Raw genomic sequence first — 22958 nt, 5'->3', positions numbered from 1 at the left:
GTCGCCACAAGGAAGCGTGCGCGGCAATCCTTTGCAGTCCGGCGCGGCCCGGATTGTGCAATTGTCGGCACAACTGTTCACAAAGTCGCCCGCCAGCGCGTGATACCGGGGCCTGCGCTTGCCCGTTATTTACCATCCTGCTCTATTAAGCCCGAAAAATGCGGGTGGGAGCCTAAGATGAGACGTGTGCCGGCCATGGTCCTGACCTTCGGGTTCGCGGTTGCGTTGACCGGCTATGTCGCCATGGCCCCCTTCGCCGGTTCGCCGCCGGGCAGCCCGGCCCGGCCGGTGCTGCTGGTGCTTGATCAACTGGCGGCGCAGCTCAATGCCGTCGCCGGGCGCGGCGTGGCCATCATCGGGCTGCTGGTGATTGGCGGCATTCTGGCTCTGCTACTGGGGATGCCAGGCGGCCCCACCGCTCAGCCCGGCACCGCCTCTTCGCGCGGCCGCAGCCGCCGGGATCGTGCTGAACCGGCCGGGACCGCCATCTTCCGCCCCGAGCCGGCAATTTCGCCAGATCGCATCGCCGCCCTGCGCCGCCGCGCCGGCGGGGAAGAGGCGGTCGGGGTCGATGAGATGTTCGCGCCGATCGCTGATTATGGCGACGCGATGGAGGAGCCCGAAGCCCCGGCCGCCGGTCCTGCGACCGATCTCCGCACTCTTCCGGTCGTGCTGGTCCGCAAGCCGCGCGAGCGCGATCGGGACTGGACCGGCGACCTGAGCTGGCTCGGCGGGCTGCCGCGCCTTTGCGATGCGTCATGGCCGCAAGGCGTCCACGGCGCGCCGCTGCCGTTCCTTGCCCAGATTGACCTGGCCGATGTCGCTGCCGCCTGCCCGGACAGCCCGCTGCCCGCCGGCGGCTCGCTGGCATTCTTCGCCCGGCTCGATCAGGACCGGATTGCGGATGGTGCGGTCGTCCATGTCGCGGACGGCGTGGGCGATTTCACCGATCCGCCCGCTGGCCTGCCGCCGGCGTTCGATGAAGGTGGGGCACCGTTTCCCGCCGCGCCCACGCGCGGCAGCCGTGCCGTCTTCCCCTTCTGGCCGGTCGAAACGGTGCCGCTGGCGCTCTCCGCACATGATGCGGCCGGCTTCGCCGCCGCCATGCGCGCCGCGCTGGACGATGCCATCGGCCCGCCGCCGATGGAGGATTTCTCGGCCCAGCCCGGCGGCGCGGCGCTCGAAGGGCTGTGGTGGCACAGCGTCCACCATCTCGGCGACCGGCTGCATGACATCGCGGCAATGGCCGAGGATATCGTCGCCCAGGGCTCAGCGCCCCCTGACGAACTGGCGCGTATTGCCGAGGAGCGCGTGGCGCTGCCGCCGATGCTGGCGGCGATGGACCAGTTCGTTGAGGATCGCGATCCCTGGCAGCCGCTGACGGACGAGGAACTGGCGCTGGTCGAGGATATCCTGACCGAACTGCACGCCAGTTACCCGGCGCTGATCGCATGCACCCGGCCCAATCTCAGCCTCGCCGCGCTGGCCACCGCGTCACTGCGCGCGATGATAACCGGCGGGCCGGAGGCGCTGGCCGCGCTCCCCGAACCGGTGCTGGAACGGGTCAACGCTGACCACGCCTTGCCGCGCGGCCCGCAGCATCGGCTGTTCGGCGCCGGCACCAGTGGCGATGATATCGTGCTGCTGCAGCTTGGCCGTGACGATCTGATGGAGTGGCGCTGGCGGGAAGGGGCGGCGATCCGTTTCACGATTGCGCTGGACCAGGCCCGTATCGGCAACTGGTCGGCCGCGCAGGCCGCGCTCACGGACGACTGATCGTGCCTATTCTTCCAGATCGCGCTGCACGCGCGGATCGCTCAACAAGGCATCGATGCGGCTGGCCTCGTCGAAGCTCTCGTCGGCGCGAAACTGGATCTTGGCGGCAAACCTGAGCTTGAGGCGTTGCGCCACCTCGCGCTGGAAGAAGGCGGTGTGGGTGCGCAGGGCTTTCAGCACTGCTTCCTCATCCTCGCCCAGCAACGGCTTCACATAGGCGGTGGCCTGCCGCAGGTCCGGGGTCATCCGCACTTCGGTGACCGAAACTGAATGCGCGCTCAGCGTATCGTCGTGCACCTGTTGGCGGGTGAGGATTTCCGACAGGACGTGGCGCACCTGTTCGCCCACCTTGAGCAGGCGGACCGAGTGCTGTTCGGGCGTGAATTGCTGACGGACCATCGGTTCCCATGTGGGCCAAGCGCGACAATTTGCAACACTCGATTACGGCTCCGAAGGCCGCTTTCGTGGTTATGCCAGATGAAACATTCGCAGCCACGAAAGAGGACACGATGAAAAAGTTCACCACCGCGCTGATCGCAGCCGCCCTGCTGGCCCCCACGCTGTCGGCCGCGCCCGCGCTCGCCCGCGACGATCACCGCCCGCAGCAGAGCCACAAGGTCGTCACCAAGAAGGTGACGTACAAGAACTTCCGCAAGGGCGACCGGTTCGACCACCGCTATGCGCGCAACTACCAGGTCGTCGATTATCACCGCTATCGCAACCTCAAGGCCCCGCCGCGCGGCTATCACTACGTGCGTTCCGGCAATGACGTGCTGCTGGTCGCCATCACCAGCGGCGTGGTCGCCTCGGTGCTGACCGGGATGATCCGCTAGATCAAATGCGGCGATACCGGAAATACCACATTTTAGGCGCAAATTCCTTTTACCGTGTTGATTTTAATATATAAAAAGTCTGATTTTGAAGGCCGATTTTTCCCGATGTAATCACATGGTAATCACCATTTTCGGTCGACATTGGCGTATGCTGACCACTTTCCTTCGCTCTTGAGCCCATCTGGACTCTGACCGGATTTGGCCGGATACTCCTGACCGATCAAACCTCCTTCTCAGTCCGCCTGTAAGCAGTGGCTCTCGCGGACCCGACCTTCTCGAGCAAGCCAGCTGCATCAAGGTCCGACAAGTCACGGCGAGCTTGGCGCTCAAAGAGATCTTCTTCAGCCATATAGTCGTTGGCCCGCACTGCGTCACCTGGCCGGAGCCTTTGGTGCGGTTGGCAGATTCACTGTTCGCGATAGCGTTAAATTCGCCCCAGACTTGCTGCCTCGCCGCTCAATCTAGAACCCTTGCAAAGCCTGCAACTCCGCTTGGCCTAGGTCGGTCAACCACGGGTTTTGCGGGCATGAGAATGTCTTCGATCTTACCCACACCACCGAAGATTGATTCCATCGTCCGAACGCAGATCGCCACTTCATTGTCAGCCAACTGGTACCATACCTGCTTCGCTTCCTTGCGGGTCTGGACAAGGTTGGCCCGGCGCAATTCCCCAAGTTGTTGGCTCAAGGCCGGCTGAGCGATCTCGGTCGCCTCGCCAATCTCTGCGACGGTCCGCTCCCCGCGCAGGAGGCAAGACAGGATCATGAGTCGCTGAGGCTGCGCGAACACCTTCAGCTTCTCCGCGGCGGTTCCTGCGGAGTCGCGATCCCTGTAGAATGCAGACTTCATCGGGCGTCTTCAAAGCGGCAAAACCAGTCCGGGCGATCGTCGGGCATTTCACCCGGCGGTTGCAGCAGAGGTGCCCCGTTCCGCCACCCTTCGGGGGCGAGATGGTTGCCATCAGCGACAGCCTTGAGCGCCTTGGCCAGCCTCAACATCTCTTCGACCGATCGGCCTACGTTGTGCGGATAGCAGGTGATGGCCTGGATCACCCCATCCGGATCGATGAAAAAGGTTGATCGCATCGCCGTGCTGTCGGCGGAAGTGTCGTCGATCATGCCATAGGCGCGCCCAATGGCCATTGTCGGGTCCTCGATGATGGGAAAGCGGACGACTTCCCCAAGGGTTTCCCGGATCGCCCGAACCCAGGCGAGATGCGAATAGAGGCTATCGACCGACAGTCCGACAAGCGAGACTTCCAATGCGTCGAACTCTGCTTGGCACCGTGCCAGTTCGGCAAACTCGGTGCTGCACACGGGCGTGAAGTCGGCCGGGTGAGAGAAAAAGATCACCCACCGTCCGCGCTGCTTTGACAGCTGGAAATCACCAGTGGTCGAGCGCGCGCGGAAGTCAGGCGCGACGTCGCCGATACGGGGAGATCGATGCTCCAAATTGCCGGTCGTATCCATAGCTGGCCTTTCGCAACGCTGCTCGCTTGACACAACGGAATTATTGAATTACACGATATATGTAAATATGAAAATGTGAGGTTCCCGGTGACCGACTCAGTCCTCAAAATTGCATCAATCCAGATCGCTGCCGCCCAGTCGGGAGTGCCGCAGATCAAGGCATTTTTTGACGAGCCGACGTTCACGGTAACCTACGTGGTTCACGATCCCGAAACGCGGCGTGCTGCCATCATCGACAGCGTTCTAGACTATGACCCCGCCTCGGGTCGCACCTCCTTCTGCTCGGCAGACGCGGTTCTGGCGTATATCGGAGACAAGGAGCTAACCATCGACTGGCATCTCGAAACGCATGCTCACGCCGATCACATGTCGGCTGCACCCTATCTGCAACAGCGCCTCGGCGGGCAGATCGCGATCGGCGAGCATATCGTCACTGTGCAGCAGACCTTCGGCAAACTGTTCAACGCCGGGACCGAATTTGCCCGCGATGGTTCCGACTTCGACCGCTTGTGGCAGGATGGCGACCGCTTCCGGATCGGCAACCTGGATGTCACCGTGCTGCACGTGCCCGGGCATACACCGGCATGCATCGCCTATGTGATCGGCGATGCAGTGTTCGTCGGCGACACCATGTTCATGCCTGATTACGGCACCGCACGGGCAGACTTCCCCGGCGGCGATGCGGGCACTCTGTTTCGCTCGGCGCGTCGCCTGCTGTCGCTGCCGGCAACAACGCGGCTGTTCATGTGTCACGACTATCTGCCTGAAGGGCGCACAGAATATGTCTGGGAGACCACGGTCGAGGCCGAACGCAAGGCCAACGTGCACATCCACGACGGCGTGACCGAAGAGGATTTCGTCGCGATGCGTGAAGCTCGCGACAAAACGCTGGCCATGCCGCGCCTGATCCTTCCTTCGGTGCAAGTGAATATGCGCGCCGGCCACCTGCCTCCGGCTGAGGACAATGGCGTGACCTACCTAAAAATCCCGGTAAACGCCGTATGACCCTCGCGGCCTACCCCCATGCCATGCCGCTTTCAGGTCTTGTCGGCGGCCTGCTGATCGGTCTTTCGGCCACGATCATGTTGCTCGCGCTGGGCCGAATTGCCGGCGTCAGCGGCCTCACCGCGCGCGCGGTCGGCATTGCCGATACCGGTGCGCCGCGCGGCGTGGCGATTGCCTTCATCATCGGCCTGCCGCTGGGTGCTTTTTTTGTCGCGCAGGCAATTGGCGGCGTGGTCGCCCAGTTTCCGCCATCGGCCTCCCGGCTCGCCGTTGCCGGGCTGCTGGTTGGCTATGGCACGCGCCTCGGGTCGGGCTGCACAAGCGGCCACGGGGTTTGCGGAATGTCGCGACTTTCGCGCCGCTCGATTGCGGCCACGGCAATCTTCATGAGCGCTGGCTTCGCGACCGTCGCCTTGATGCGAGCGGGAGGCTGGCTTTGACCCGCCTCGCCATTGCCTTGTTCGCCGGGCTTCTGTTTGGCGCGGGCCTCGCATTCTCGGGCATGAGCGACCCGGCCCGCGTGCAGGCCTTCCTCGACCTGTTCGGCAGCTGGGACCCGACCCTGGCTTTTGTCATGGCGGGCGCCATGGCGCCGATGGCTCTGGCATGGCTGCTTCAGCAACGGCTGCCAAAGCCGCTCGCTTGCGACACGTTCGACTTACCGGGAACCACATTGCTCGATCGCAGGCTGGTCGTCGGAGCGATCCTGTTCGGGGTCGGCTGGGGGATCGGAGGGCTTTGCCCTGGCCCTGCCGTGGCTGATCTCGCGGTCGCTCCGCTGGCGGCCGGGACATTCGTCATCGCCATGCTGATCGGCATGGGAGCCCATCGCATCACCGCAAAATAAAACAAACCCCGCGCAAGTCGGGGTGGAGGAGAAGTCATGCAGATCACGCCCGTCACTCAGAATTTCGCGGTTTCGCCCCAGCTCACCCCCTCTGACGTCGCAGCAGTTGCCGCGAAGGGCTTCAAGGCGATCATCTGCAACCGCCCGGACGGTGAGGAAGAAGCCCAGCCCGCAGCAGCCGCCGTGCGCGCGGCAGCAGAGCAGCACGGGCTTGCCTTTGCCCACGTCCCGGTCGTTTCCGGCGCGATCTCCGCAAAGGATGGCGAAGCCATGGCGCGTGCATTGGCCTGGTTGCCGGGCCCGGTCCTCGGCTACTGCCGGTCCGGCGCGCGCTCCACAAAGCTTCATGAACTGGCTCGCTCGGCCGCGGCGTCATCCGGCAGTGCACGCACCTATGATGTGGTTATCGTGGGCGGCGGCAGCGCCGGGATCGCCACTGCGTCCAGCCTGCTCAAGCGCAATCCGAAACTTGATATTGCCGTTATCGAGCCAAGCGAAGTCCACTATTATCAGCCGGGCTGGACGATGGTCGGCGCGGGTGTATTCGACCCGGAATTCACTCGTCGCACTGAAGCACAGGTGATGCCGAAGCAGGTGACCTGGCTCCGCAACGCAGCTTCCGGATTCGTGCCCGACGACAACAAGGTGCTGCTGACCGATGGCAGAGAAATTGCTTACCGAGTGCTGGTTGCATGCCCAGGCGTCAAGCTCGACTGGGACGCCATTCCAGGCCTTGCCGAAACGATCGGCCAGAACGGCGTGACATCCAACTACCGCTATGACCTTGCTCCCTACACCAATAGGCTGGTCAAGGAGTTCAAGCGCGGGCGGGCACTGTTCACGCAGCCCGCCATGCCGATCAAATGCGCAGGCGCCCCGCAGAAGGCAATGTATCTTTCCTGCCATCGCTGGGAGAAGGCCGGCGTGCTGGATGACATCGACGTGCAGTTTCACACTGCAGGCGCCGTGCTGTTCGGCGTTGCCGCCTACGTCCCAGCCTTGATGGACTATGTCGAGCGCTACGACGCGCATTTGAACTTCGAATCGAAGCTGGTAGCCATCGATGGCGCGGCCAAGGTCGCAACGTTTGAGCAAAGGCGTGGCGACGAGGTTACCTGTGTCGAGGAACGTTTCGACATGATCCATGTCGTACCGTCGCAAGTGGCGCCGGACTTCGTTCGTGGCAGCCCGCTGGCCGCGGCATCGGGCTTCATAGAGGTCGACGAGGCGACGCTTGGGCACCCGCGTTACGCCAACGTGTTCGCTCTGGGCGACGCCTGCGCGGCCTCCAATGCCAAGACCATGGCCGCAGCGCGCAAGCAGGCGCCGGTTGTTGCACTCAATGTGCTGGCCGCGCTCGATGGCAAGGCACCGGTTGCCGAGTACGATGGCTACGGGTCCTGTCCGCTGACAGTCGAGGCCGGCAAGATCGTGCTGGCCGAATTCGGCTACGGGGGGAAATTGCTGCCCAGTTTCCCCAACTGGCTGATCGACGGCACCCGCCCTTCGCGCCTCTCATGGCTGCTGAAGGACACCATTCTCCCGCCGATCTATTGGCACGGCATGCTCAAGGGCCGCGAGTGGATGGCAGAGCCGCACATGATGGCGGAGGCCTGATCCGGTGATCGACACGTTGCACTACGCGCTCGGCGGCTTTTCGGGCACGCTGGTCGGCTTTGTCCTCGGGCTGGTTGGTGGCGGCGGGTCGATCCTGGCCGTGCCGCTGTTGCTCTATCTCGTCGGGGTCAAGGAACCCCATGTCGCGATCGGCACGAGCGCCTTTGCCGTCGCTGCAAATGCCGCCATCGGATTGCTCAATCACGCGCGCGCGGGAACGGTCAACTGGCGGTGCGGATACATTTATGCCGCTACCGGTGTGGTCGGTGCCTTTGGCGGATCGACGCTCGGCAAAAGCATTGATGGCCACAAGCTGCTCATTCTCTTTGCCCTGCTGATGATCGGCGTGGCGATCCTGATGTTCCGCAGCCGTGGTGATGAGGGCATCGACGGGGCGCAGTGCAACCGCGAGAATGTGGGCAAGGTTGCCGCCTATGGTCTAGGCACGGGCGCCTTTTCGGGATTCTTCGGCATCGGCGGTGGCTTTCTTATCGTGCCGGGGCTTATCGCCTCGACGCACATGCCGATCCTGCGGGCGATTGGCACGTCGCTGATCGCCGTTACCGCTTTCGGCCTGACGACTTCGATCAACTATGCCGCGTCGGGTCTGGTCGACTGGACACTGGCATTTGTGTTTATCGTCGGTGGCTTGGTCGGCAGCGCACTCGGCACCCGCGCCTCTCGCGCCCTTTCGGCTGAAAAGGGCAAGCTCAACACCGTGTTTGCCAGCTTCGTGATGATCGTCGCATTCTACATGCTGTGGAAGAGCTGGGGCGCTCTGACGGCCTGACAAACATTGGATTGGAACGCTGTCATGATCGAACAAGACTGGGCCATTCTCCTAGCCCGAGCGCAATTCGCTTTCACCGTAAGCTTTCACTTCCTGTTCCCCGCCTTCTCCATCGGATTGGCGAGCTTTCTGGCGGTGCTCGAGGGGCTGTGGCTGAAGACCGGCGAAGGGGTCTACGCCAACCTCTATCGCTACTGGATCAAGATCTTCGCCGTCGTTTTCGCGATGGGCGTCGTGTCTGGCATCGTCATGTCCTACCAGTTTGGCACCAACTGGGCGGTGTTCTCGGACAAGGCCGGTCCGGTGATCGGACCACTGATGGCTTATGAAGTGCTGACGGCGTTCTTCCTGGAGGCCGGGTTCCTCGGCGTGATGCTGTTCGGGATCAACAAGGTCGGGCGCAAGCTGCACTTTGTCGCCACGCTCGCGGTTGCGCTCGGAACGTTCGTTTCCGCGTTCTGGATCCTTTCGGTCAACAGCTGGATGCAGACCCCGGTGGGTTACGAAATCGCGGCCAACGGCCAGTTCGTGCCAGGTGACAGTTGGCTCACGATCATCTTCAACCCCAGCTTTCCTTACCGCCTGGCGCACACGGTGCTGGCCGCCTACCTCACCACCGCCTTCATTGTGGGCGGGGTCGGCGGCTGGCATTTGCTCAAGGACCGCGCCAACCCCGGCGCGCGCAAGATGTTTTCGATGGCGATGTGGATGGCAGCCCTTGTCGCACCCGTTCAGATTTTCGCTGGCGACGCGCACGGGCTCAACACGCTCGAACACCAGCCAGCAAAAGTCATGGCCATGGAAGGGCACTACCAGAGCCATCCCCACGGCGCGCCTCTGATCCTGTTCGGAATTCCCGACAGCGACAGGCAAAAGGTCGACTATGCCATCGAGATTCCCAACGCCTCGTCGTTGATCCTAAAGCATGATTTGCATGCCCCGCTCAAAGGGCTGGATACGGTGGCACGCGCCGATCAACCGCCAGTCATCATCGTGTTCTTCGCGTTTCGCGTGATGATCGGGATCGGTTTCGCGATGCTGGGGATCTGCGTCTGGAGCCTGCTCGCCCGCTTGCGCGGCAAACTGTACGACTGGCCGCTCCTGCACCGCTTCGCCATCCTGATGGGACCTTCGGGGTTGGTCGCGGTTTTGTCGGGCTGGATCGTGACCGAAACCGGCCGCCAGCCCTACACGATCTATGGTCTATTGCGCACAGCGCAAAGCGCCTCGCCGCTCGATGCGCCGGCGGTTGCGGCATCGCTCGCGGCCTTCGTCCTCGTCTATTTTGCCGTGTTCGGCATGGGCATATGGTATCTGCTCCGCCTCATGAAGAAGCCGCCCCAAGCCCATGAAGCCCCGCTCGACGACGCGCCTATCCGCAGCGCGGGGATCACACCGGCGCCAGCCATGATCGAAGGAGGCGCGGCATGATCGACCTGACTGTCATCTGGGCCTGCATCATCGGCTTCGCCATTGTCGCCTATGTGGTGATGGACGGGTTCGACCTGGGTATCGGCATCCTCTTTCCCTTCTTCAAGGTCGGGCAGGATCGCGACACTGCGATGAACAGCATCGCGCCGGTCTGGGACGGCAACGAGACCTGGCTGGTCATGGGCGTGGGCGGTCTGTTTGCCGCTTTTCCGCTCGCCTATGCGATCGTTTTGCCCGCGCTCTATGCCCCGATGATCGCGATGCTTCTCGGCCTGGTGTTTCGCGGTGTCGCGTTCGAATTCCGTTGGCGTGATCCTGCGCACCGAGCGTTCTGGGACAAGGCCTTCACCACCGGATCGATCGTTGCGACAATGGCGCAGGGTATTGCGCTCGGAGCGCTGTTGCAGGGCATCACGGTCAAGGGGCGCGCCTATGGCGGGGGCTGGTGGGAATGGCTTTCACCCTTCAGCCTGTTGACAGGCGTTGGGCTCTTGGTTGGATATGCCCTCCTTGGCGCTTGCTGGCTGAACTGGAAAACCGAAGGCGGCCTGCAACGCCAGGCGGTCACCTATGCCGGCCGGCTCGGCATAGGCCTGCTTCTCGTCGTCGCGCTCGTCAGCATGGCGACGCTGGGGCTCGAAGCCCAGTACTACCGCCGCTGGCTGAGCTTTCCTGGCGTTCTTGCCACCGCGCAAGTTCCACTGGCGACCGTGATTGTCACCTTTCTGTTCTACCGCAGCCTGCGCCTCAAACGGCATGCACAGCCGTTTTTCTGGGCGCTGTCGCTTTTTGGCCTGTGTCTGGTGGGGCTAGGAGTCTCGATCTGGCCCGACGTGATCCCGGCGCGGGTCACGATTTGGCAGGCGGCGGCACCCGAGCGGAGCCAGCTGTTCATGCTGGTGGGCGCCGCAATCATGGTCCCGGTGATCCTTGCCTATACCGGCTGGTCCTATTGGGTCTTCCGCGGAAAGGTCGGAACGGAGGGGTATCACTGATGCCGCTGTGGCTGAGCCGTTTGAGTTGGTTCGTCGGCATATGGACCGCAAGCGTCACTACGATGCTGATCGTTGGAGGTTTTCTTCGGTTGTGGCTGCGCTAGATCGCCTGCGTCTTGCTGCTTCGGCGTCCCTGATCTTTGGCGTGGCTGCGCCTGGCCGACGAACACTTCGTCACCCTGCTGCGTGCCGAAGGCCTCAACAGTATCCCGCAGGCTTTGGCCGAACGGATCGGACCGGTAGAGCGATCATGAACAGTCCCGTCAAAATCGCGTTCGAGCAGCAAGTGCTCCAGATCCCGATCAGCAAGCTGTTGCCGACGAGAGCCCTCCCCAAAGGGGTGCAAGAAAGCGTGAAATATCGCGGGATCGCCGCCTCGGTCGCCGAAGTTGGCCTCATTGAACCGATCTCGGTCGCACGCCAGCGCGGCGGGACATTTCTGATCCTAGACGGCCATGTCCGCCTCGACGCTTTGATCGCACTGGGGGCGACGGTCGCGGCCTGCGTCGTTGCCAGCGACGACGAATCCTTCACCTACAACAAGCGCGTGAACCGGCTTGCGACGATCCAGGAACACTACATGATCGTGCGGGCGCTCGAGCGCGGAGTGTCAGAGGAGAAGCTGGCGCGCGCACTCAACGTCGATGTGAAGGTCATCCGCCAGCGGAGGCATCTCCTGTCGGGGATCAGCCAGGACGTCGCGGAATTGCTGAAAGACAAACCTGTCGGGCATAACGCTTTCCAGAAGCTGCGAAAAATGAAGCCGATCCGTCAGCTCGAGGTCGCCGAACTCATGGTGTCGGCCAACAATTACACGTCCTCTTATGCAAAGGCGCTGCTGGCGACATCCAAGCCTGCCGATCTGCACAAGCCGGATGACCTGAAGAAATCAACGGGCCTCTCCTCCGAACAGATGGCACGGCTCGAACGGGGAATGGCTTCGCTCAACGCGGACTACAAGGAACTGGAGGTCTCCTACGGGGATGACATGCTGGTCCTTGTTGTCGCGTCCGGCTTCCTCGAACGATTGATGTCGAAGCCCGAGATCGAGCGATTTCTGGAGACGCGGCACCCTGAATTTTCCGAGAATTTTCGCGCGATCGTGCAGGCAACGTCGCTTGATCACGCATCCACGGTTTGAACGTTAGCAGCGTTTCGGGGACCGGGACCCACAAGCGCCGGGACCGTCGGAGAAGCCGCCGAGAGGGGCGGATCGAGGGCGGCGGCGGGAATGGCGGCGAACCCGCAGGTAGCCCGCTAGGTCAGTCGTCATAGGACTGACTGCATGCCGCAATTTCGGCATGTTCATCATAGGAAGGGCGCGCCGATTCAGGGACCACAGGTCATCGGCGCGCCCATGTCTCCAGTTCATCTGGATTCGACGTGATACTCTGTCTGACTGAGGCGACAAACCTCGCCTGCGTATGAGCCATCAGCTTTCAGCAGGCGGGTTGGCTGCCCAGTCCTCGAAGCGGACGGCCAGGTCATCCGGAGGCACGACGCGGCCTTTGTCATCAACCAAGGCGACGCGAATTTCGGAACCGTCCGACCGGCGCACCGGGCGCATGGGCGGCATCCGGCCCTTGCCGACCCAGCGATCGGACCACTCGCGCATGGCTATGAATGGCAGGCTCAGCGCCTCGCCCATCTCGGTGAGACAGTATTCCTTCCGGGGTCGGCTGCCGTCCGCCTTGTAGTCCTGCTGGATCATCAGTCCTGAAGCGACGAGGCGCTTGAGTCGGTCGGCAAGGACTGTCCGCGGAATTCCGATCTCGTTTTGGAAATCGTCATATCGCCGCACCCCGTACAAGGCGCTGCGCAGGATCAGCAAGGACCAGCGATCTCCCAGGAAATCGAAGCTCGCCGCTAGCGTGCAGCGGCTGATGTGCACCGGGGATTGTCGACGAAAAGGAGGTGTGGCCATGCGGCCCAGAATATCTGGGTTGCAAAAGCAAATCCAGCATCTATGCCTAGGTGTCAAATTTGGACTCAGTATCGATGCGAGGAGGCACCGTCGTGAACGCAATGAGCCTGGCCATTCTCTGGCCGACCGTGGCCCTGGCAGGCCTGACATTCGTCGTCTGGTCCATTCTCCTGCGCAAGCGCTTCGCCCATATTGCGGCCAACCGGCCCACCGCTGCCGACTTCGCCAATGCGGAAGCCGTCGGCCGCTACTTTCGTCCGGTCGAGCGGCCCGCGCAGAACCTCGCGAACCTGTTCGAGATGCCGGTCCTCTACTTTGTGCTGGTGCCGCTGCTGATCCTGACGGGCAGTGGCTCGGCCGCGCAGGTCGTTCTGGCGTGGGTCTTCGTCGCGCTCCGGTTGGCGCACACCGTCATTCACATTGGCCCCAACACGGTTCGGACCCGCGCCCGCGTCTATATCGCCTCAAGCATTGTGCTGTTCGCGATGTGGGTGGGCTTCGTCATCGATCTCCTGGCAATCACCGGAGCTGGCGCATGAGCTTTTCCAACGGCGACGCCCAGCAGCCCCATGTCCTCATCATCCATGAAGTGGAGGACTACGAGAAGTGGAAGGCTGTATTCGACGATGCAGCCGTGATCCGGCGCGAAGCAGGCGAGATCGCCTATCAACTGCTGGCCTACGACAGGGATGCCCGTCAGGTCGTCCACTTCTCGCATTGGACTTCGCTCGATGCGGCTCGCGCCTTCTTCGAATCCCCGCAGCTCGTTGAAATCCGGCGTGTCGCCGGCGTTCGCGCGCCGGAGTTTCGCTATCTCAACCAGATCGAAGCGGGTTCGCTCTGATGCGCGTGAACCGGTTGATCGTCCATCAAGGAGGTTCGCGATGATCTCTCATGTCTTTGTCGGCACGAATGACCAAGGTCGCGCCAGCGACTTCTATACCCCGATCATGGATGAACTGGGATGGCGGCGGCGGCATTCCGAAACCCCGACACATCTGGTGATCTGGAACCCTGCTACCTCGACGCGCCCGCTGTTCGTTCTGGGCCCGCCGTTCGACGGCCATGCGGCTGATCCGGGTAACGGGGGAATGGTGGCGCTTCTGGCGCCCGACCGCGCCACAGTCGATCGCGCACATGCAATCGCCATGACCAAAGGCGCGACATGTGAGGGAGCACCGGGTTTGCGGCCACAATATCACGCCAACTACTATGGTGCCTATTTCCGGGATCTTGACGGCAACAAGATTTGCATCGTCTGCCATGAGGCAGAGAATTCCTAATGCTTACGCAAAGGTCGATCCCATGAACCATTCTCCACCAGCCCCCCGCCACGCCATGGACGTCGCGCCGCGCACTAAGCCATCCAACTATCCGCCGCAGTTCGCCGCGCGCGTCGCTGGCCGGATCAAGCGCCAGTTGGGCGATGTCTTCGGGCTGTCGCGCTTCGGGGTAAATCTCACGATACTGCCGCCTGGGGCACAGTCCGCCCTGCTACATCGGCACACAGAGCAGGAGGAGTTTGTCTACATCCTCTCCGGTCATCCCACCTTACGAACCGACACGGGCGAGGCCCCGCTAGAGCCCGGGATGTGCGTGGGGTTTCCAGCGAACGGTATCGCCCATCACTTGGTCAACCAGACCGGGGTGGAGGTTCACTATCTTGAGGTGGGCGACCGTAGTGCCACCGATCAAGGCGAATATCCCGAGGATGACCTGGCCGCCGCATGGTCCGAAGGTGGCTGGCGCTTCACCCGTAAGGATGGAGCCCCCTGGTGAGCGACGGCAGCGAGCCCACTGACGAACCGAAGGGCAACATGTCTGCACAAACTTTGATCAAGCGCCGTACGGCTGCAAGTGCTGGCAGCCAAGGGCGGTGATAAGCTGGTAGCCCTGACGGCCTACCATGCACTCAGCGCATCATTGGCCGATCCCCATTGCGATATCCTGCTTGTCGGCGATTCACTGGGCAACGTGTTGTATGGTTTTGAATCGACGCTGCCGGTGACGCTGGACATGATGATCGCCCATGGACGCGCGGTTGTGGGCGCATCCGACTATGCGCTCGTGGTCATCGACATGCCGTTCGAATCCTACGAGCAATCGAAGGAGCAAGCCTTTGCTTCCGCAGCGCGGGTAATGCGGGAAACGGGCTGTGGGGCAGTTAAGCTAGAGGGCGGCAGCCACTTTGCCGAAACGATAGCTTTTCTCACAGCGCGCGGGATTCCAGTCATGGCTCATATCGGGCTGACGCCGCAGTCCATTCACACTCTTGGTTCGTTCAGGGCCCAGGGCCGCGACGAAGCGGCGGCCCTATCGCGTTCCAATACTCCGGGGCCGATCGAGATGGACGCGGAAGCCGTCGCGGCGGCCGGAGCTTTTGCGGTCGTAATCGAAGCGGTCGTTGAGCCACTGGCCAGACATATCTCTGCCAAGGTCGCGATTCCAACGATTGGCATCGGTGCAAGTCCAGCCTGCGACGGGCAAATTCTGGTTCTGGAGGACATGCTTGGAATGACAGAGCGGACGGCCCGTTTCGTCGAGCGCTTCGCTGATGTCAGATCGACTATGAATGCCGGGATTGCAGCATTTTCATCGGCTGTGCGCAACGGTTCCTTCCCCAAGAACGGCAATCTCTATGGTGTGAAGGCATGATCGGCAATTGCGGCGTTGCGCCGGTAGGCGTCGCGGCCGGCTAACCGCTTTCATTTGACCCTTTGCTTTGCCAATTTTCTCGTCAAAGTCCTGCGGTGCATGCCAAGTCGACGGGCCGCTTCGGAGACGTTGAACCCTGTCTCTGCCAGAACCTCATGGATTTTCTCCCATTCCAGCGTCTTGACCGATGTCTGTCTCCGGGTGACCGCAATGCCGGTATCGACCTCGTCTTCAGCAAAAGCCGCTTCGATATCGTCTGCGCTGGCGGGCTTGGCGAGGTAGTGACAGGCACCGAGCTTGATCGCCCCGACTGCCGTCGAAATTGACGCAAATCCGGTGAGCACGACGATGCGCATTGCTGCATTGGCCGTCGCCAGCGCCTTGATGCACTCGAGACCCGAAGCCCCACCCAGTTTCAGATCGACCACGGCAAAGTCCGGGGTAACCTGATTGAGCATTCCAATGGCCCGTTCTGCGCTATCGGCATGATGCGGCGAATAGCCGCGGCGTTCGAAGGCGCGCACAAGCGCCCCGGCAAGGGCTGCGTCATCTTCAACGATGAACAGATTGCGCGCGCCCGTCATGCCGCTTCAAGCCGCAGGGCGCTGACGGGAAAACGCAGAGTGACAGTGGCGCCACCTTCAGGCCGGTTCGTCGCGACCGTACTGCCGCCAATCTTGCGCAGGACATTGACCACCAGGAACAACCCGAGCCCCGACCCATCCCGGTCCTTGCTTGAACAATAGGGAACGCCGATTCCTGTGAGCATACACTCGGGGAAGCCGGTTCCGCGATCATGCACGGCGATCACGACATCATCGCCTTCGCTGTCCACCTGAACTCCGACCCAGTGGGGCGAGGCTTCCACGGCATTGTCGAGGACATTGCCCAGCATTTGACGGAACACGGTGTCCGAGACGATCGGCAAGTCTTCTGCGAGATTGTTGCGATACTCGAGTTGCCCCGGCTTCCTCCGTTCGCCCCATTCGGAGATCGTGCGGTCCAGAAATTTGCCGATCGTCTCGCGGCGGGCATCCTCGCCACGCGCCTGGCCTGAGGACAGCAGTATGCCCGAGACGATTTCCTTACATCGCTTGAGCTGCGACTGCACTTCACGAAGATCGAGGCTAAGCGTGCGGTCGTTGCGGATCGTATCGACCTTGTCCCAGTCACTGAGGATCACCGTCAAGGTGGCAAGGGGCGTGCCGAGTTCATGCGCGGCGCCTGACGCAAGCAGGCCAAGGCGCATGATGTGCTCCTCTTCAAACGCCTGATGCTCTAGCTGGGTCAGGCGCGCGTCCCGCTCACGCAGATTGGCGTTGATGCGGTTGATGAACCACACCAGCAGGACGGCTGCGAGCAGAAAGCACAGAAACATCCCTTGGATATGCAGGTCAAACATTCCGCCAGCATGATTGCGGTGCATTCCTGAATGCAGCCCGCTGATCGGGCGATAGGCCTGGGTCAACCAGATGAAACACCCGGCGGTAACGGCGACAATTGTCCATGTGGCCCAGGCTTCAAGCAAGACCGCGCCGAGAATGACCTGGAGAAGGTAGAGCGAGACGAACGGATTGGTCGCGCCGCCACTGAGATAGAGCTGCGCGGTCAGAGCCGCTACATCGAGCAGCAGTTCCATGAACACGGCCGCGCCAGACCGATCCTGACTGTGGGCCCTGCGGTGCAGGCTGACGATGTTGAGCGTGACGAGAAAGCCTATGACGCACAGCATCTCTGGCAAAGGTAGCGCGATGCCGAAATAGAAATGAACGACAATAATCGTCGCGATCTGGCCGACCACCGCGATCCAGCGCAGGTAAATCAGCAGCAGTAGATTCTTGGCGTTCATCGCCGCCCGGGCGTCGTCGTTCAGCGCAGCCCGGTGCCGCTCAACCGGCCTTATGGTGACGTCACTATTCATCGCTCAAACCACCAGATGACCAGTGGCACCCAGACGAGGGTCGTGGTGGTGACGCCCTTGACGGTTTGATAGGCAATCCATAGCCAGAAATAGCGGCGGCAATGCCCTTTCAGTTGTTGCAAGCCGCCGCGCACATTCCACTCGAACACACCTTCGCCAAGAGAGCCTGGGATCATTTGCCTCAGTCCTGCGCGGCAGTTGCGGCTCGCGCGGCGTCGACTTCGCGCATGTACTCGTTTGTCCGCTCTTTCACCAGTTCACGGTGCTCGCTCACTGCGGCTTCACGGTAGAGATGCCGCCCGGCACCCATAAGCAGGATGACGATGGCCATCAGCGTGCAGACCGCGCCGAAGCTCGAGCCGATCTTGTCACCGCCGCGCCGTGTTTCTGCGAACATCAGCAGGCACATGATGGCCGAGACGACGATGCTGATACCAAAGACGATGGTGACGCTGGCGGTTGAGCCCGGCACCGCCGGCAGCGTCACGAGCGCCAACGGACCAATGGCGAATTGCAGCACAGTCGGCCAGAGCGCCCAGCGATAACCCTTGCGCAGCAGTTCGCCGCGCTCGAAGCCGGTCGCGGCAATTTCCTCGTCGCTCCCGCGCCGGAACAGCCAAACCATGAGCAGGCCGGTCATTGCGGGACAGGCGAGCAGAAAATGGGCATAACGCGGCCAGATGTTCGGCAAGGTCAGGGCCGAGAAAAAGCCATGAACGCCTGCCCATTTGTCCGGGTACAGCATCAGGGTGATGTTGGTCAGGAAGATGAGCGGCACGAACAGGAAGATCAGGCTGGTCAGCGTGATCAAGGTCAGATGTAGACCCTTCGCATTCTTCATCCTGTGCCACAGATATTTGTGCGCATAGGTCAACAGGAATGCAGTGATGACCAGCGGAATGATGCTGATCCAAGCGAAGCCGGTCAGCGCGTTCGCGGTGTAGAAATAGACGGTGTAGAGCGTGTTGATTGCCAGCAGCGGGCCGACACCGAGCACGACAGCGATGCTCTTGTTGGCCGTGATCGTCGAAGAGATCGCATAGGCCAGCCTGTCGTAGCGCCGCTCCTTCAGGCCTTTCAGTTCATACCACAGGGTCAGGAAGGTGCCGCCGACCATGAAGTTCACGAAGGCGATGTGCATGACGAAGAAGCCGACGAGAAGGGCAACCAGAACGGGTTCTGGCGCGGGCAGCGGCAACGGGATGTCGACCGGGACGGGTGTCGCGCTCATCGTGTGATCTCCTTGGCCGCGATCTCCTTGGACCTGGCGGCCTTCAAGGCTTCGGCCGTGTAGGTGGGGTTGACGGTGACGCCGGCGCTTTGGCCGCCTGCAATCGGGGCGCCATTGGCCTGCAAGTGCAGCATGTAGCCACCGAGCAGCTTGAGATCATTCTCGTTGCCCGGGAACGGTGGCATGAACGGCTGGGCGTCATGCATGTTGGCGAGATAGGCCTGGATCGCGGCAGGATCCCATTTGCCGTCGCCCATCATCCGGCGGAACTGGCCGGTGACACTGTTGACGCCGTTGCCGGTGTGGCACCGCGAACAGGCAATCATGAAGACGTCCTTCCCTGTTGCAGGTGCGGGATCTGTGCAGCCGGAGCCTTACCGATCTCGGCGGAGGTCAGCGGCGTCGAATAGGTAGCGTGAGCGAGCAGGCCATCGCGCTGGAGCAGCGGGTAATCGTCAACCCGGATGCCATTGGCATACATGTAGCGGCCGATGACATAGGGCTTGCGCACGAATTCGCGCACCCGCTCGAAATGACCGGTCATCCAGATGATAGCAGCCAATGGCACCAGCGGCAGCCATCGCGGCACGCGGTTGGGACGGTAGATGGCAAACTGCGCCACGATGAGGATCAGCGCCAGGCTGCCGACGATCACCTTGATCAGCAGATCATGCCATTCGGTGAACTGCAAAGTCAGCAGGCCGACGCTGAGGTTCGCGGCCATGGCCTCGGGCACCTTGGAATAGTACCACCAGCCTCCCACCAGCATCAGCGGGGCAAAAATCATGATCCACAGGCCGGCGGCCCGGATCGCATTGGTCCGAAGCTCCGGATCCTTGCGGGTAAAGCAGAGCGTCAGGAACATTGCGATCACGCCCGCCTCCATCAGCGCCAGCGGCGTGCGGAAGGCGAGTTGCGGCAGGTACATGGGATTGGTGAAGCCGACGAGCAGGCTGCGGTCGGTCAGCCAGTTGCCAGGGTCCATCATGAAGCCGAGGATCGAGACGATGATCGCCATCGTCACCCAGGAGAAGAAGCCGAGAGCGAAGCCGAGCTTGATATGCCGGACCTTGGCGGCGCCTGTGCTCCGCTTCTTCCAGGTCAGTGTGTAGGCGACGATCAGGACGACTTCGGTAATGAAGACGAGCCATTCAATGAACCAGCCCCAGAAGAACACCCGGATGAGGCTGGCGATCGAATAGGGATTGACCAGTGAAACCGACAGCCAGATGCCAACGCCGGTGAGCGCTCCGACTGTAGTCGTGATGAGGAAACAGACAAACAGGATCTTGTAGGCAAGCTGGTCCCAGCGTGCGTCCTGCTTCTTGTGGCCATACCATTCCATGGCGGCGACCAGCGGCATCATGCCCACCGCAAGACCGTGGTTGATGAGAACGTGCAGGATGGCGATAATCGCGACCAGGCCACGGTTGCCGAGCAGATCGAGGTGGAAAATCGGAAAATCCATCAGCGCGCCTCCACGATTTCAGCGCGATTGGCGCGAAGATCGGCTCCAAGGAGGACCAGAAGCCAGGCTTCGAAGCCAAAGAAGATGGTGCCCAGGATGTAGGAAGGGCTACCCGAATCAGCACCAAGGATCAGCCAGAGGCCGAGCCCTGCAAGGACGATCGCAGTTGCGCCCGGCGCCCAGAGGTAGGTGAGTTCATAAGGATGAGAAGTGTTGCGGGATAGGCGCCAGCGCACCAAGGTGCCGCGCAGACCAGCGACCGCAAGCACTGCAATCATGATGCTGCCGATCATCAGGAAAAGCTGCGGTTGCCCGATCAATGCAAGCAGCACAGTCAGCATAACAACATTGAGCGCAATTGACCGATAGGGCCGCTCGCCAAGCCATTCGGCTAATCTGTTCATGGAAAACACTCACTTTCCAGCAATGGAATAGCGGCGCTCTTGAGGTTCAACGGCAAGAAGCGGAATGGGACAAACTGTCACAGGGAGGGCAACGGCGAGGCCCTCAACTTGTCTAACGCCCGCAAATGCTAGCGTTTTGGGGTGCTCACCAGACGCAGACCACTTTGACCCAAGTCGTTGAGCAATCGCGGATTGTACCGCAGACTGCGCAAACCGGATGACAATCGACCTTGCAGGGATTAGTGGCGCCCTTGAATGTCTGTGATGCGTGCCCTTCTGATGCGACACCGCGCCTTGGCCCTGTTGGTGGTCATGGCGGCACTGTGCATGAAGATCGTCGTGCCCACAGGTTTCATGATCGGGCAGAATTCCAAGGTTCTGACCGTTCAGATCTGCGATGAAGCCTTCGGCAATCATGCAGTAAAGCAGATCGTCATTCCGATGAAGGATGGCGGAAGCGACTCAGGTCAAAAGCAGGGCAAAGGCGAGTGTCCTTTCGCGTCGCTGTCGATGGCCTCGATGACTGGTGCCGATCCTTCGCTGCTCGCGTTGGAGTTGGCCTTCATTCTTGCGCTTGGCTTTGCGCCCGCGCGTATCACTCTTCCCAAACGCATATCCCATCTGCGGCCGCCTCTGCGCGGACCGCCGGCTTTGGTCTGACAATCTAACCGATTTGTCGGACCGGCCGGCGTGCGCGCCTTCCCATTGCGTGCGCCGGCTTAGCCGGAGCACGATTCCATGTACGAATTGCTGTGCCGTTCTGCGGAACGGCCTTGGGCGTCAAAGCCCGAAAAGCTGGACCGTCTTCCAGAGACAGCCAGTGCCAAGCCTCTTATCCTGCACATGCAGGAGAACCGCTCGCACCTGAGCCACGACGCCCGCGTCACCTTCAGCATGATCGCGCTGCTGTTCATGGTCACCAGCATCGGGCCTGCCCTGCACGGTCACTGGTTAGTCCCAGCCTTTTCCATTCTGGCGATGGCTGGTCTGACATTCGCGCTTGAGCGCCATGGCAAATCGGAGCCGGCGCAAGAGACGCTCGAACTGGCCGATGGCCGGGTGCGGCATCGCGATAGCAGCGGCCGCCAGATCGAACTCCCGGCGTTCTGGATGCGCCTAGCGGCGGACGCGCGCAACCCGACCGACCTGCGCCTGTTCCTGCGCGGCCGCGACGGCAGCATCGAGTTCGGGCGCTGCCTCAGTCTCGATGAACGCCGCGCTGTGGCGCCGCTGGTCGCGGCTGCGCTCGCGCAAGCGCGGGGGCGCTGAACCATGGGCATTTTCACGGTTTCTGACGCGCGGCATCACAGGCTCCAGAGCTTTCGGCGCAATACCTGGAAGGCGATCGCGCTCTGCGCCGCGCTGCGCCTCGCCGACACGGCCTTTGGCTTCGGCCTGGTCGAACCGACCCAGACCCTCGCCGCACAGGACATTCCCGTCTGCACCCTCGAACAGGATTTCAAGCTATGATGCGCCTTCCTCCCAAAGCCCTCGTTCCCGCTCTGGCCTTGAGCGCCATGGCCAGCGCCGCGCTGGCGCACGGCTATCGGACCGGAAATCTGACCATCCAGCACCCCTGGTCGCGCGAGACTGCCCCGGGACAAGCCGTCGGCGGCGGGTTCATGACCATCACCAACAAGGGCGCGTCCGAAGATCGACTGGTCTCGGGCACAAGCCCGGTGGCGGCCGAAGTCCAACTTCATACCATGACCATGGATGGTGTTGTCATGCGCATGCGCCAGGTGGAAGGCGGCATTGCTGTTCCGGCCAGAGGTGCGCTCGAACTAAAGCCGGGCAGCTACCACATCATGTTGATGGGGCTGAAGCGCCAGCTGCGTCAGGGCGACCGATTCCCCGTGACGCTCCGCTTCCAGCGTGCCGGAAACGTGACCGTGCAATTCGCGGTCCAGCCTGTGACCTCGACCGGCCCGATGGAAAGCGGCCATGCTGGACACTGAGCAGCAGGAATCTCGCTCGGGTTTGGCCCGCCTGCGCACGGCTTTGTGGCTTGTCCTCGGGGTGGCCACACTGGTCGGTCTCGCCGTGATCTATGACCGTGGCCATCCGGCGGGTAATCCTGCGGATGACTACGCCCATGCCTTCGGCGGGCCATTCACGCTGACCGCGCCAGACGGGGCGACGGTCACGGAGAAGACGCTGGCGAGCAAGCCCTATGCGATCTTCTTTGGCTTCACCCGCTGTCCCGATGTCTGCCCGACCAGCCTCGCCCGCATGGCGCGCTTGAGAAAGCAGCTCGGGCCGGACGGCATGAAGTTCAATATCGTCTTCGTGTCGGTCGATCCGGGCCACGACAAGCCTGCTGACCTTGGCAACTACGTGGCGCTGTTCGGCACACCAATCCTCGGCCTCACCGGGACAGATGCCCAGCTTGATCAGATCAAGAAGGGCTACGGCGTCTATTCGGCAAAAGTGCCGCAGCCGGGCGGCGACTACACCATCGACCATACCGCCGCGATCTACCTGATGACCGCCAGGGGCGAGTTCTCGGGGACGATCGACCACCAGGAATCCGACGCGACCGCGCTGGCCAAGCTCAAGCGCCTGATCGCGTGACATCCAAAACCAACAAAC

The 22958-nt window shown here is 61.9% G+C and carries 31 protein-coding genes; 20 read left to right on the top strand and 11 right to left on the bottom strand.

Features of this window, described 5'->3' with window-relative positions; all coding sequences use genetic code 11:
* The first annotated feature begins 177 nt into the window (after window positions 1-177).
* The gene (locus IE122_RS11470) at window positions 178-1776 is read left to right on the top strand and encodes a DUF1963 domain-containing protein (RefSeq protein ID WP_189621310.1); all 1599 of its coding nucleotides are present in this window, start codon (window positions 178-180) and stop codon (window positions 1774-1776) included.
* Between the two features lie 6 nt (window positions 1777-1782).
* On the opposite strand, the gene rbfA is transcribed toward IE122_RS11470, so the two are convergent.
* Window positions 1783-2175 (bottom strand): 30S ribosome-binding factor RbfA, encoded by a 393-nt coding sequence (rbfA, locus tag IE122_RS11465; protein WP_189621309.1) that lies wholly within the window; start codon window positions 2173-2175, stop codon window positions 1783-1785.
* A 110-nt stretch (window positions 2176-2285) separates the two neighbouring features.
* Here rbfA and IE122_RS11460 point away from each other — a divergent pair, with 110 nt between their 5' ends.
* Window positions 2286-2609, top strand: a complete 324-nt coding sequence (locus IE122_RS11460) for an RcnB family protein (protein WP_189621308.1) — start codon at window positions 2286-2288, stop codon at window positions 2607-2609.
* A 456-nt stretch (window positions 2610-3065) separates the two neighbouring features.
* Here the strand turns inward: IE122_RS11460 and IE122_RS11455 are convergent, their stop codons facing one another.
* A complete protein-coding gene (locus IE122_RS11455; RefSeq protein ID WP_189621307.1) occupies window positions 3066-3458 on the bottom strand; it encodes an ArsR/SmtB family transcription factor in 393 nt (130 codons plus the stop codon).
* Complete coding sequence (locus IE122_RS11450; protein ID WP_189621306.1) at window positions 3455-4078, bottom strand: peroxiredoxin; 624 nt, start codon at window positions 4076-4078, stop codon at window positions 3455-3457. The genes IE122_RS11455 and IE122_RS11450 overlap by 4 nt, the downstream gene beginning before the upstream one ends.
* Before the next feature lie 87 nt (window positions 4079-4165).
* Here IE122_RS11450 and IE122_RS11445 point away from each other — a divergent pair, with 87 nt between their 5' ends.
* The 8 genes from IE122_RS11445 (at window position 4166) to IE122_RS11405 (ending at window position 11904) form a co-directional block, all read left to right on the top strand.
* The gene (locus IE122_RS11445) at window positions 4166-5083 is read left to right on the top strand and encodes an MBL fold metallo-hydrolase (protein ID WP_189621305.1); all 918 of its coding nucleotides are present in this window, start codon (window positions 4166-4168) and stop codon (window positions 5081-5083) included.
* Window positions 5080-5523, top strand: a complete 444-nt coding sequence (locus tag IE122_RS11440; RefSeq protein ID WP_189621304.1) for a YeeE/YedE family protein — start codon at window positions 5080-5082, stop codon at window positions 5521-5523. The genes IE122_RS11445 and IE122_RS11440 overlap by 4 nt, the downstream gene beginning before the upstream one ends.
* Window positions 5520-5930 carry a DUF6691 family protein gene (locus IE122_RS11435; RefSeq protein WP_189621303.1) on the top strand — a complete coding sequence of 137 codons (411 nt, stop codon included), beginning with the start codon at window positions 5520-5522 and terminating at the stop codon, window positions 5928-5930. The genes IE122_RS11440 and IE122_RS11435 overlap by 4 nt, the downstream gene beginning before the upstream one ends.
* A 36-nt stretch (window positions 5931-5966) precedes the next feature.
* A complete protein-coding gene (locus IE122_RS11430; protein ID WP_189621302.1) occupies window positions 5967-7547 on the top strand; it encodes a bifunctional protein tyrosine phosphatase family protein/NAD(P)/FAD-dependent oxidoreductase in 1581 nt (526 codons plus the stop codon).
* Window positions 7548-7551: 4 nt separating this feature from the next.
* The gene (locus IE122_RS11425) at window positions 7552-8337 is read left to right on the top strand and encodes a sulfite exporter TauE/SafE family protein (protein WP_189621301.1); all 786 of its coding nucleotides are present in this window, start codon (window positions 7552-7554) and stop codon (window positions 8335-8337) included.
* A 24-nt stretch (window positions 8338-8361) separates the two neighbouring features.
* Window positions 8362-9768, top strand: coding sequence for a cytochrome ubiquinol oxidase subunit I (locus tag IE122_RS11420; RefSeq protein ID WP_189621300.1), 1407 nt, complete (start codon window positions 8362-8364; stop codon window positions 9766-9768).
* The gene (gene cydB / locus IE122_RS11415; RefSeq protein WP_189621299.1) at window positions 9765-10763 is read left to right on the top strand and encodes a cytochrome d ubiquinol oxidase subunit II; all 999 of its coding nucleotides are present in this window, start codon (window positions 9765-9767) and stop codon (window positions 10761-10763) included. The genes IE122_RS11420 and cydB overlap by 4 nt, the downstream gene beginning before the upstream one ends.
* A gap of 250 nt (window positions 10764-11013) precedes the next feature.
* Window positions 11014-11904, top strand: coding sequence for a plasmid partitioning protein RepB C-terminal domain-containing protein (locus IE122_RS11405; RefSeq protein WP_189621298.1), 891 nt, complete (start codon window positions 11014-11016; stop codon window positions 11902-11904).
* Window positions 11905-12195: 291 nt separating this feature from the next.
* Here the strand turns inward: IE122_RS11405 and IE122_RS11400 are convergent, their stop codons facing one another.
* The gene (locus IE122_RS11400; protein WP_189621297.1) at window positions 12196-12654 is read right to left on the bottom strand and encodes an HxlR-like winged helix-turn-helix transcriptional regulator; all 459 of its coding nucleotides are present in this window, start codon (window positions 12652-12654) and stop codon (window positions 12196-12198) included.
* A gap of 134 nt (window positions 12655-12788) precedes the next feature.
* Here IE122_RS11400 and IE122_RS11395 point away from each other — a divergent pair, with 134 nt between their 5' ends.
* The 5 genes from IE122_RS11395 (at window position 12789) to panB (ending at window position 15342) form a co-directional block, all read left to right on the top strand.
* The gene (locus IE122_RS11395) at window positions 12789-13226 is read left to right on the top strand and encodes an MAPEG family protein (RefSeq protein ID WP_229814075.1); all 438 of its coding nucleotides are present in this window, start codon (window positions 12789-12791) and stop codon (window positions 13224-13226) included.
* On the top strand, window positions 13223-13531 hold the full coding sequence (locus IE122_RS11390) for an antibiotic biosynthesis monooxygenase (RefSeq protein ID WP_189621295.1): 309 nt from the start codon (window positions 13223-13225) through the stop codon (window positions 13529-13531). Before IE122_RS11395 ends, IE122_RS11390 begins: the two co-directional genes overlap by 4 nt.
* A gap of 40 nt (window positions 13532-13571) precedes the next feature.
* Window positions 13572-13970: a VOC family protein gene (locus tag IE122_RS11385; protein ID WP_189621294.1), complete on the top strand. Its 399-nt coding sequence runs from the start codon at window positions 13572-13574 to the stop codon at window positions 13968-13970.
* A 55-nt stretch (window positions 13971-14025) separates the two neighbouring features.
* A complete protein-coding gene (locus IE122_RS11380; RefSeq protein ID WP_308430416.1) occupies window positions 14026-14466 on the top strand; it encodes a cupin domain-containing protein in 441 nt (146 codons plus the stop codon).
* Window positions 14467-14544: 78 nt separating this feature from the next.
* The gene (gene panB / locus IE122_RS11375; RefSeq protein WP_229814052.1) at window positions 14545-15342 is read left to right on the top strand and encodes a 3-methyl-2-oxobutanoate hydroxymethyltransferase; all 798 of its coding nucleotides are present in this window, start codon (window positions 14545-14547) and stop codon (window positions 15340-15342) included.
* Window positions 15343-15392: 50 nt separating this feature from the next.
* Here the strand turns inward: panB and IE122_RS11370 are convergent, their stop codons facing one another.
* From IE122_RS11370 to IE122_RS11340, 7 genes are read right to left on the bottom strand one after another with little or no spacing between them, the layout of a single operon-like run.
* On the bottom strand, window positions 15393-15926 hold the full coding sequence (locus IE122_RS11370) for a response regulator transcription factor (RefSeq protein WP_189621292.1): 534 nt from the start codon (window positions 15924-15926) through the stop codon (window positions 15393-15395).
* Window positions 15923-17263 (bottom strand): ATP-binding protein, encoded by a 1341-nt coding sequence (locus tag IE122_RS11365; protein ID WP_229814051.1) that lies wholly within the window; start codon window positions 17261-17263, stop codon window positions 15923-15925. The genes IE122_RS11370 and IE122_RS11365 overlap by 4 nt, the downstream gene beginning before the upstream one ends.
* Window positions 17260-17439, bottom strand: a complete 180-nt coding sequence (locus IE122_RS11360) for a hypothetical protein (protein WP_189621291.1) — start codon at window positions 17437-17439, stop codon at window positions 17260-17262. The genes IE122_RS11365 and IE122_RS11360 overlap by 4 nt, the downstream gene beginning before the upstream one ends.
* 5 nt (window positions 17440-17444) lie before the next feature.
* Complete coding sequence (locus tag IE122_RS11355; RefSeq protein WP_189621290.1) at window positions 17445-18494, bottom strand: cytochrome C; 1050 nt, start codon at window positions 18492-18494, stop codon at window positions 17445-17447.
* The gene (locus tag IE122_RS11350; RefSeq protein WP_189621289.1) at window positions 18491-18820 is read right to left on the bottom strand and encodes a c-type cytochrome; all 330 of its coding nucleotides are present in this window, start codon (window positions 18818-18820) and stop codon (window positions 18491-18493) included. Before IE122_RS11350 ends, IE122_RS11355 begins: the two co-directional genes overlap by 4 nt.
* Complete coding sequence (locus IE122_RS11345; RefSeq protein ID WP_189621288.1) at window positions 18817-19962, bottom strand: cytochrome c; 1146 nt, start codon at window positions 19960-19962, stop codon at window positions 18817-18819. The genes IE122_RS11350 and IE122_RS11345 overlap by 4 nt, the downstream gene beginning before the upstream one ends.
* Window positions 19962-20366, bottom strand: a complete 405-nt coding sequence (locus IE122_RS11340; RefSeq protein ID WP_189621287.1) for a hypothetical protein — start codon at window positions 20364-20366, stop codon at window positions 19962-19964. Before IE122_RS11340 ends, IE122_RS11345 begins: the two co-directional genes overlap by 1 nt.
* A gap of 264 nt (window positions 20367-20630) precedes the next feature.
* On the opposite strand from IE122_RS11340, the gene IE122_RS11335 reads away from it, so the two are divergent.
* The 5 genes from IE122_RS11335 to IE122_RS11315 all read left to right on the top strand — a co-directional run bounded on the left by IE122_RS11335 (window position 20631) and on the right by IE122_RS11315 (window position 22940).
* Window positions 20631-21026, top strand: a complete 396-nt coding sequence (locus tag IE122_RS11335) for a DUF2946 family protein (RefSeq protein ID WP_229814049.1) — start codon at window positions 20631-20633, stop codon at window positions 21024-21026.
* A gap of 78 nt (window positions 21027-21104) precedes the next feature.
* Entirely contained in the window at window positions 21105-21635 is a 531-nt protein-coding gene (locus IE122_RS11330) for a DUF2244 domain-containing protein (RefSeq protein ID WP_189621285.1), read from the top strand.
* A gap of 3 nt (window positions 21636-21638) precedes the next feature.
* Window positions 21639-21836, top strand: coding sequence for a hypothetical protein (locus IE122_RS11325; RefSeq protein WP_189621284.1), 198 nt, complete (start codon window positions 21639-21641; stop codon window positions 21834-21836).
* The gene (locus IE122_RS11320) at window positions 21833-22324 is read left to right on the top strand and encodes a copper chaperone PCu(A)C (protein ID WP_229814047.1); all 492 of its coding nucleotides are present in this window, start codon (window positions 21833-21835) and stop codon (window positions 22322-22324) included. Before IE122_RS11325 ends, IE122_RS11320 begins: the two co-directional genes overlap by 4 nt.
* Window positions 22311-22940: an SCO family protein gene (locus IE122_RS11315; RefSeq protein WP_189621283.1), complete on the top strand. Its 630-nt coding sequence runs from the start codon at window positions 22311-22313 to the stop codon at window positions 22938-22940. The genes IE122_RS11320 and IE122_RS11315 overlap by 14 nt, the downstream gene beginning before the upstream one ends.
* Window positions 22941-22958 lie beyond the last annotated feature (18 nt).

Origin of the sequence: Novosphingobium colocasiae, assembly GCF_014652555.1 — a bacterium.
GTDB lineage: Bacteria > Pseudomonadota > Alphaproteobacteria > Sphingomonadales > Sphingomonadaceae > Novosphingobium > Novosphingobium colocasiae.
This window is presented reverse-complemented; position numbering and strand designations above follow the sequence as displayed.